Genomic DNA, 8,326 nt, shown 5'->3' with positions numbered 1-8,326 from the left:
CGTTCAGGGCTTTTTGCTATGCGTAAAGTGGAAAATCCGCGTTGTAACCCGTTTCATCTTTCATCTCACGATTCTATATTCATCACAAAACCAATTCATTTTTTGAATGAATCCAAGATATTCATCGTCCGCTATTAAGTTTGGTTGTTAACTTATAAATAACAATAAAGTAACACCAGGCGGCAGGAAGCCGAACTTCATCATTGTTATGGCTCGGAGAAAATATCATGACAGAAACAACCTCGGCTCTTGAGGGTGAACAGGGCGCCGAACAGGGGGCGCTGGATAACAAGAAACGCATTTTTGCTATCGTTGGGGCTTCGTCAGGCAACCTGGTGGAGTGGTTTGATTTTTACGTCTATTCCTTCTGCTCAATCTACTTTGCTGCCTCATTTTTTCCGGCGGGCAACAGTACCACGCAGCTGCTGCAAACCGCTGGGGTATTCGCCGCCGGCTTCTTTATGCGGCCGATCGGCGGTTGGCTGTTCGGCTACATCGCTGACAAACACGGCCGAAAAAACGCGATGCTGCTTTCGGTCTGTATGATGTGCGCCGGATCGCTGGTGATCGCCTGCCTGCCGACGTATGAGTCGATAGGCAGCTGGGCACCGGCGCTGCTGTTGATCGCCCGGTTGTTCCAGGGGCTGTCGGTGGGCGGTGAGTACGGCACCAGCGCCACCTACATGAGCGAGGTGGCGATCAAGGGGCGGCGCGGTTTCTATGCCTCGTTTCAGTACGTGACGTTGATCGGTGGGCAGCTGCTGGCGCTGCTGGTGTTGGTGATCCTGCAGCAGATATTGTCCGGCGAAGAGCTGAAGGCCTGGGGATGGCGTATTCCGTTTGCCTTGGGGGCGGTGTTGGCGGTGGTGGCGCTGTACCTGCGCCGTTCGCTGAATGAAACCTCCGATGCGAAGACGCGTAACCACCAAGATGCCGGTTCGCTGACGGGGTTGTGGAAAAACCGCCGGGCGTTTCTGATGGTGCTGGGCTTTACCGCCGCCGGTTCGCTGACCTTCTACACCTTCACCACCTATATGCAGAAATATCTGGTGAACACCGCCGGTATGGACGCCAAGCTGGCCAGCGCCATCATGACTGTCGCGCTGTTCGTCTTTATGCTGTTACAGCCGGCGGTAGGTGCGTTCTCGGACAAAATCGGCCGCCGCAGCTCGATGTTGATCTTCTCGGCATTGGCCACCGTGCTGACGGTGCCGATCCTGTTGGCGCTGAAAGAGGTGAGCAACCCCTTTATGGCGTTCGGCCTGATTGTGCTGGCGTTGTTTATCGTTAGTTTTTACACCGCGATCAGCGGGTTGCTTAAAGCCGAGATGTTCCCGCCGGAGGTGCGGGCGCTAGGGGTAGGCTTGTCTTATGCGGTGGCGAACGCCCTGTTCGGCGGCTCGGCGGAATATGTCGCGCTGTCGCTGAAATCGTTTGGCGTGGAGAATGCCTTCTTCTGGTACGTTTCCGGCATGTGCTTGCTGGCGCTGCTGGTCTCGCTCCGGCTGCATCGCAAAGGCAAGGAGATACAGCTGTAATAAAAACCCCGGCTAAGGCCGGGGTCAGAGTACCGCTTACAGGATACGGCTAATCAGCCGATCGACGCGGATGCGGCGCAGACGGCGAATCAGCTTGCGCACCTTGATCGGGTATTGCTGAATGCTTTCCAACTCCTGGTAATGGCTGACTACCGTGGTGTGAGTGCGGATGCATTCCAGCTCTTTTTGCCGCTGTTCGCGCATCTCCTGTTTGGGATCGTGGATCAGGATGGCGTTTTCCAGATCCAGCCGCCAGGCGCGCGGGTTGAGGTTATTGCCGGTAATCAGCTGCCACTCCTCGTCCACCCACATACCCTTCAGGTGATAACTGTTGTCACCGTCCTTCCACAGGCGCACGATCAGCTGGCCGGTGTCGATATAACGCTGCAGCCGGCTCAGGAAGCGGCGCAGGTTGATCTCATACAGGTAGGGCAGCGCGCCGATGATTTTGAACGGCTGGTCTTCCGGGATGTAAAAGTCGTTAGCGGTCTTGTCGCCGACGATGATCTCTACCTGCTTGCCCTGGCGCAGCAGATAAATGATGTTGCGCACCAGCAGCGCCGGCAGGTTGAAATAGGGGGTGCACAGCGTCAGTTTCTGATCGGCGCACGACATCAGGTGATGAATGGTTTTATTCAACACGCTTTGCTTGCCAAGCCCAACCAGCGGCGTCACCGCCAGTTCATCGTTGCCGGCCTTGCCGCGGAAGTGGTAACCGGCGCGGCGCAGGGCGAAACGGAACAGACGGGTCTCGTTTTTGATCTCCGGGCTTTTCGGCCGATCGCTGCGATCGAGGCGCTGCACGGCACCGGCGGTGAGCAGGTGCTGCCTGATGTAATCGATCAGGGTATCGGCCAGCACCTCGTTGGTGATCAACTGGTAGCGATCGTAACGGTATTTTTCATGCTGATGCAGATAGACATCGTTGATGCTGGCCCCGCTGTAGATCACGGTATCGTCGACGACAAAGCCCTTCAGGTGCAGCACGCCCAACGCTTCACGGGTATTGACCGGCACGCCGTAGATCGGCACCGACAGCCCGGGATGCTGGGCGGCCATGGCGCAGTACCAGTCGGCGTTGGTATTGGCGGCAGCGGCGCCAATGCGCCCGCGCTGTGCGCGATGCCAGTCGACCAGCACGCAGATTTCCAGCTCGGGCCGCCGCTGCTTGGCTTGATACAGCGCGTTGAGGATCTCACGCCCGGCGTCGTCATGCTCCAGATACAGGGCCACCAGGTAGATGCGTTGGGTGGCGTTGGCGATGGCGTCCAGCAGCGTGGTGCGGAAGTCGGACGGCGCGTACAAAGTACGAACATCAGCAACCGTCTGGGGGAGTTTGGGCAGTTGTGCAAGGTGTTGTTGATGTTTGCTACGTTTAAATTTTGACAACATCACAGTGCGCTTCTTCTCTCATGATTAATGGCCGGAACGCCACAGGCATAAAAACAATAAACCGAATAATCGGGCGATAATACCATTAGTTTCCCCGATTGTGCGTATGTTTTGGCGTTAAGTGGTGGATTCGTAGCGCATTGCGACGCAGGTCACTGCGCGTCGGTGGCCTGTAGCGGTAGCGTCAGATTGACGATGCCGTCCTCAAGCTGCACCTCGATGCTAAAGCCCAGCCGCTGCGCCAGCGCGATCATGCCGCGGTTATTCGGCATGGTGATGCCGCTCAGGCGGGTCAGGCCATGAGCGCGCGCATAGGCGATCATTTTTTCCAGCAGTTGGCGTCCCAGCCCCACGCCTTTCAGATCGGAACGCACCAGCACGGCGAATTCGGCGTCGGTGTTGTCCGGGTCAGACAAGGCACGGGTCACGCCGATGATTTCGTCCGCGCGTACCGCCACGAAGGCCATTTCTCGATCGTAGTCGATCTGCGTCATGTTGGCCAAATCGTCATGGGTAAACTCGTTGATCTCGCTGAAGTAGCGATAATAGAGATCTTCCTTGGTCACCCGATCGATGAAGTGCTTCAGCGCCGGCTCGTCTTCCGGCAGGATTGGGCGGAACAGGCATTGGCTGCCGTCTTTCAGCGCAATGGTCTCTTCCAGCTCATGTGGATAAGGGCGAATCGCCAGCCGCGCCTGCGGATCGCCGCTGAACGGCGCGAGCTGCATCGAAACGTCCAGCAGGGTGAATTCGCTGCCGGAAGCCAGCACCGGGTGAATATCCAGCCGAGCGATCTCCGGGCAGTCGAGGATCAGGTTGGAAACCTGCACCAGCAAACGGCTCAGCCCGGGGATATCCAAAGGCCGCAGTGCGCTGCGCCCGCGGATCTTGCCGCCTTTTACCGCCTGCAGCACCAGATAACGCGCCAGCGCCATGTTTAACGGCGGCAGTGCGACCGCTACCTGATTTTCCTGGCGCCATTCCACGCCGCCTTCGCCCAGCATGATCAGCGGGCCGAAAATCGCATCCTGCTCCACCGCGATGCGCAGCTCCTGGGCACCGGCACGGTTGGCCATGCTCTGTACCAGCAGGCCGTGAATGCGCGCCTGTGGATAGGTGCGCTTCACGCGGTCGAGGATTGCCTCCGCCGCGCGCTGCACTTCGGTCGCGGTGCGCAGGTAGAGCATCACGCCCTGAACTTCCGACTTGTGCGGGATATCCGGCGAACGCAGCTTCAGCGCCACCGGGTAGCCGATCTGCTCGGCGATGTGCACCGCTTCGGCGCTGTCTTCGGCGATCCAGGTTGGCAGGGTGCTCAGATCATAGGCCTGCAGGATGGATTGCACCTCGTGGGTGTCCAGCTGTGTGGCGCCTTCGGCCAGCGCCTGATGGATCAGACGGTGGGCGTCGGCGGTATTGGCGGTCAGGCCGACCGGCAGCGCCGGCGTCTCTTTCAACTGCTTCTGGTTGCGGCGGTATTCCACCATATGCATAAAGGCGGTTACCGCGCCTTCCGGCGTGCGGTAGGTGGGAATGGCGGCCTCGGTAAACAACCGGCGCGCCTCTTGCGAAGAGTATTCGCCGCACCAGTTGGTCAGCAGTGTGATGCGCTTGCCGCGCGCATGGCGATGCAGCGCGTCGATCAGCCGTTCCGCCGTAGCGGTGCCCGGCGCTGCCGCACTCGGCGCGTGGATCAATAGCAGCGCATCGTAGTCGTGGCTGTCGAGCAACGCTTCGACCGCCGCCAGATAGCGCTGCGGCGTGGCGTCATCGCGTAGATCGAGCGGGTTGCCGGCGCGAATGAAATCCGGCAGCGCGTCACTCAGCTTTGCCAGGCTCTCATCGCTCAGCGTCGCCAACTTGCCGTTGCGCCCCAGCAGTTCGTCCAACGCCATCGCCGCCGGTGCCGCTCCGTTACTGACGATCATCAGCCGCTCGCCGCGCAGCGGATGCATATGGCTGAGGGTTTCCACCGCCGAGAACAGCTCATGGGTATCCTGTACGCGCAGCAGGCCGGCGCGCTGGATGGCGGCGTCATAGGCGGCGTCCAGCCCCAGCTGGCTGTTGAGCAGCAGCTGCGCCTGTTGGCTGCGGCCGCTTTTGATCACCAGGATGGGTTTGTTGCGTGAAGCGCTGCGCGAGGCGGAGAGAAAGCGCCGCGCATCGCTGATATTTTCCAGATACAACAGGATGGCGCTGGTCTTGCTGTCGCGCGCCAAAAAGTCGAGCAGGTCGTCGACGTCAATATCCAGGCTGTCGCCCAGCGCGATGAAGTAGGAGAAGCCGACTTCGCGCTGCTGCGCCCAGTCGAGAATGGTGTTGGCCACGGCGGCGGACTGCGAGATAAACGCCAGCTTGCCTTTTTGGATCGGCACCGGCGAAAAGCTGGCGTTGATGCCTTGCCACGGTGCCAGCAACCCCAGACTGTTGGGGCCCAGCAGCCGCATGGCGTAACGCTGGGCGCAGGCTTTTAGCTCGGCGAACAGTTCCGGCGGCGAAGAGAGCACGATGGCGGTTTTGCAGCCGCGCTGGCCGAGCGCTTCGATCAGCGCCAGGTTGCGTTTGGCGTGGGTGCAGATGATCGCCAGATCCGGCGTCAGCGGCAGGCTGGCGACGTCAGGGTAGGCCATGACGCCGCACACGGCCTTATAGCGCGGCGTGACTGGCAAGATGGGCCCGCCGAAACCGCCGGCCAGCAGGTTGCTCATCATCAGGTTGCCGGCGCGGCCGGGCTGCTGTGAAGCGCCCAGCACGGCGATCGATTTGGGACGTAGTAGCGCTTCTAACCCTCGCTGGCTCATGCACGGCTCCTTTTGGCAATGTTACCCCTGATTCTAGGCGCTTTATGGCTACATTGCTGTGACCGGTGCCTCCGGCCGGGTCGGTTTTCCCGCCAGATATTGTTGACGGAAATAGCGAAAATGCTGATTCAATCCTTCGGCGGCCGGCAGATCGCCCGCCTGTTGCAGCAGGGCGGCGGCCACTTCCGCCGTGCAGTGTTGCTCGGCGCGGCTGGCTTCGCGCAGCTGGTAGTCCGAGGCGGCGTCAACGTTGAGGGAAAACACCGGGAATTGATTGAGGTACGGGCTTTTACGGAACATTTTGCGCGCTTCCGCCCACGTGCCGTCCAGCATGATAAACAGCGGCGGTTTGCCGCCGGCGGGCAGCTCGCTGAACACCGGCCGTTCGGCATCGGCATAGGAAGCGGGGAACACCACATAAGGCTGCCGCGTCGGATCGTTGATGGCGGCCAGCAGGGCGGGATCGATCTCGGTGCGCGACCAGAGGAACGCCTGGGTGTCCGGCAGGATATCGGCGATCAGGCGGCCGGTATTGCTGGGCTTGAGCGGCTCGGCGCCGAACATGATCAGGCAGAAACGGCTGCCGGCCTGCTGCGGGCGAATGGTGTCGCACAGGCAGTTTTTATGCGGCAGCAGGCAACCCTGACAACGCGCCACCCGGCAACCGCGCGCCAGAAAGGGGCGGGTGGCGCGGTCTAAACGGAATTGGCGCAGGCGAAGTACGGCGTTGTCGGTCATAACGATCCTGGGGAAAAACCGCTATTGTAACGCAGAAAAAAGCCCGCCGGGAGGGGCGGGCTCGATCGGGGCGCGTTCGCGCGATACGGCCTATACTTGCCGAATCAAACCAACTCGTTGAGCCAGTTGTCAAACGGCGCTTTCGGCATCGCGCCGTTGAGCATGTCGACCATCTTGCCCTGACGGAACACCATGATGGTCGGGATGCTGCGGATGCGGAAACGGGCGCTCAGCTCCGGCTCGGCTTCGGTGTTCACTTTCACGAAGCGCACTTTGCCGGCGCGCTCTTCGGCCACGTCTTCAAAGATCGGCGCAAAGCTGCGGCACGGGCCGCACCACGGCGCCCAGAAATCGACGACCACCGGCAGATCGTCCTGCAGCAACTGGTCCAGCGTGGCGGCGGTGGCGTTGATCACTTCACCGTCGAAGAGCTCATGGCCGCAGCGGCCGCATTTCGCGTTGTCCGCCAGACGCTCTTCCGGCACGCGGTTGGTGGCATTGCAAGCTGCACAAACTGTATTCATGTTGACCTCGGGTACAGAGAAAGCCGTGTCTCCGCAACGTGGTTGCGGAGATGTTTCTTTAATGCTGACAATTATCGGCAAAACCCGGCGTATGAACAATGAGGTTTGTTCAATGGATGTGATAGTTGGGAGCTTTTAGTGCAAGTTGGTGGCTTCGTGCACCAACATCAGGTAATCTTCGCGCCCTGCGCGTTGGTGGAGAAGACAATGAACGATTCATTTAGTGGCAAGAACGGTAAGGTCAAAGTGATGTACGTCCGCAGCGACGACGACAACGGCGACGACCGCAACAAGAATAAACGTCCGGCCGGCAAAGGCCGTCCGGCTGACGGTGCGCGCTCGGGCCGCACCGGTCAAGACAAGGCGCGCGGCGGCAACGATCGCCGCGGTGCCGACTCCCGCCGCAGTGAAAGCGATCGTCCTCGCCGCCCGGCGCGCTCTGAAGATCGCGGTGGCAACGAGTCACCGTGGAGAACCGTATCGCGCGCGCCGAATGAAGAGCCGGCGTTCGATCACGGCGGTATCAGCGGCAAAAGCTTTATCGATCCGGAGCAGCTGCGCCGCCAGCGTGCGGAAGAAACCCGCGTTTACGGTGAAAACGCCTGTCAGGCACTGTTCGCCAGCCGTCCGGAAGCGATCGTGCGCGCCTGGTTCGTGCAGTCGGTCACCCCTCGCTTCCGCGAAGCGCTGCGCTGGATGGCGGCTAACCGCAAAGCGTATCACGTGGTGGATGAAGAAGAGCTGGCCAAGGCTTCCGGTACCGAACACCACGGCGGCGTGTGCTTCCTGATCAAAAAACGTCAGGGCCTGGATGCGCAGACCTACCTGAAAACCGCACCGGCGACCGACTGCGTGCTGGCGCTGGAAGAAGTGGGTAACCCGCATAACCTGGGCGCCATCGTCCGTTCTTGCGCTCACTTCGGCGTCAACGGCGTGCTGCTGCAGGATCCGGCGCTGCTGGAATCCGGTGCGGCGGTGCGCACCGCTGAAGGCGGCGCGGAACACATCAAGGCGATCAACGCCGACGATTTCCTGTCTGTGTTGGATACTTTCCGCCAGGCGGGTTACACCATCGTCACCACCTCCAGCCACAAAGGCACCGCGCTGGCGCAGGCCAAGCTGCCGGCCAAGATGGTGCTGGTGCTGGGCCAGGAGCGTGACGGTCTGAGCGACAGCGCCTGGCAGCAGGGCGACATGAACGTCTCGATCGGCGGCACCGGCAAGGTGGAAAGCCTGAACGTTTCCGTGGCGACCGGCATTTTGCTGGCGGACTGGTGGCGTCAGAATCAGGCGTAATTTTCACTACGTCGGATAAAAAACGGGCGCCCCAGGG

The 8,326-nt window shown here is 60.5% G+C and carries 6 protein-coding genes; 2 read left to right on the top strand and 4 right to left on the bottom strand.

Going from position 1 to position 8,326, the window contains the following annotated elements; genetic code table 11:
- Positions 1-227 precede the first annotated feature (227 nt).
- Complete coding sequence (locus BHU62_RS24300; protein ID WP_073534913.1) at positions 228-1,538, top strand: MFS family transporter; 1,311 nt, start codon at positions 228-230, stop codon at positions 1,536-1,538.
- A gap of 36 nt (positions 1,539-1,574) precedes the next feature.
- Here BHU62_RS24300 and pssA read toward each other — a convergent pair whose 3' ends face one another.
- From pssA to trxC, 4 genes are all read right to left on the bottom strand, one after another.
- Positions 1,575-2,930, bottom strand: a complete 1,356-nt coding sequence (pssA, locus tag BHU62_RS24295; protein WP_073534912.1) for a CDP-diacylglycerol--serine O-phosphatidyltransferase — start codon at positions 2,928-2,930, stop codon at positions 1,575-1,577.
- 152 nt (positions 2,931-3,082) lie between these two features.
- Positions 3,083-5,731 (bottom strand): bifunctional acetate--CoA ligase family protein/GNAT family N-acetyltransferase, encoded by a 2,649-nt coding sequence (locus BHU62_RS24290; protein ID WP_073534911.1) that lies wholly within the window; start codon positions 5,729-5,731, stop codon positions 3,083-3,085.
- Between the two features lie 48 nt (positions 5,732-5,779).
- Positions 5,780-6,469, bottom strand: coding sequence for a tRNA-uridine aminocarboxypropyltransferase (locus BHU62_RS24285; RefSeq protein ID WP_073534910.1), 690 nt, complete (start codon positions 6,467-6,469; stop codon positions 5,780-5,782).
- Positions 6,470-6,573: 104 nt separating this feature from the next.
- Positions 6,574-6,993, bottom strand: coding sequence for a thioredoxin TrxC (gene trxC / locus BHU62_RS24280; protein ID WP_004928868.1), 420 nt, complete (start codon positions 6,991-6,993; stop codon positions 6,574-6,576).
- A gap of 207 nt (positions 6,994-7,200) precedes the next feature.
- Between trxC and BHU62_RS24275 the strand changes: the two genes are divergently transcribed.
- The gene (locus tag BHU62_RS24275) at positions 7,201-8,289 is read left to right on the top strand and encodes a tRNA/rRNA methyltransferase (RefSeq protein ID WP_073534909.1); all 1,089 of its coding nucleotides are present in this window, start codon (positions 7,201-7,203) and stop codon (positions 8,287-8,289) included.
- The last annotated feature ends 37 nt before the right edge of the window (positions 8,290-8,326 follow it).

This window comes from Serratia marcescens, assembly GCF_001902635.1.
In the GTDB taxonomy this organism is placed as follows: Bacteria; Pseudomonadota; Gammaproteobacteria; order Enterobacterales; family Enterobacteriaceae; genus Serratia; species Serratia marcescens_F.
This window is presented reverse-complemented; position numbering and strand designations above follow the sequence as displayed.

Coding starts and splice junctions, on each gene's coding strand:
- BHU62_RS24300 (WP_073534913.1), top strand. CDS start 228: ATGACAGAAACAACCTCGGCTCTTGAGGGTGAACAGGGCGCCGAACAG.
- pssA (WP_073534912.1), bottom strand. CDS start 2,930: ATGTTGTCAAAATTTAAACGTAGCAAACATCAACAACACCTTGCACAA.
- BHU62_RS24290 (WP_073534911.1), bottom strand. CDS start 5,731: ATGAGCCAGCGAGGGTTAGAAGCGCTACTACGTCCCAAATCGATCGCC.
- BHU62_RS24285 (WP_073534910.1), bottom strand. CDS start 6,469: ATGACCGACAACGCCGTACTTCGCCTGCGCCAATTCCGTTTAGACCGC.
- trxC (WP_004928868.1), bottom strand. CDS start 6,993: ATGAATACAGTTTGTGCAGCTTGCAATGCCACCAACCGCGTGCCGGAA.
- BHU62_RS24275 (WP_073534909.1), top strand. CDS start 7,201: ATGAACGATTCATTTAGTGGCAAGAACGGTAAGGTCAAAGTGATGTAC.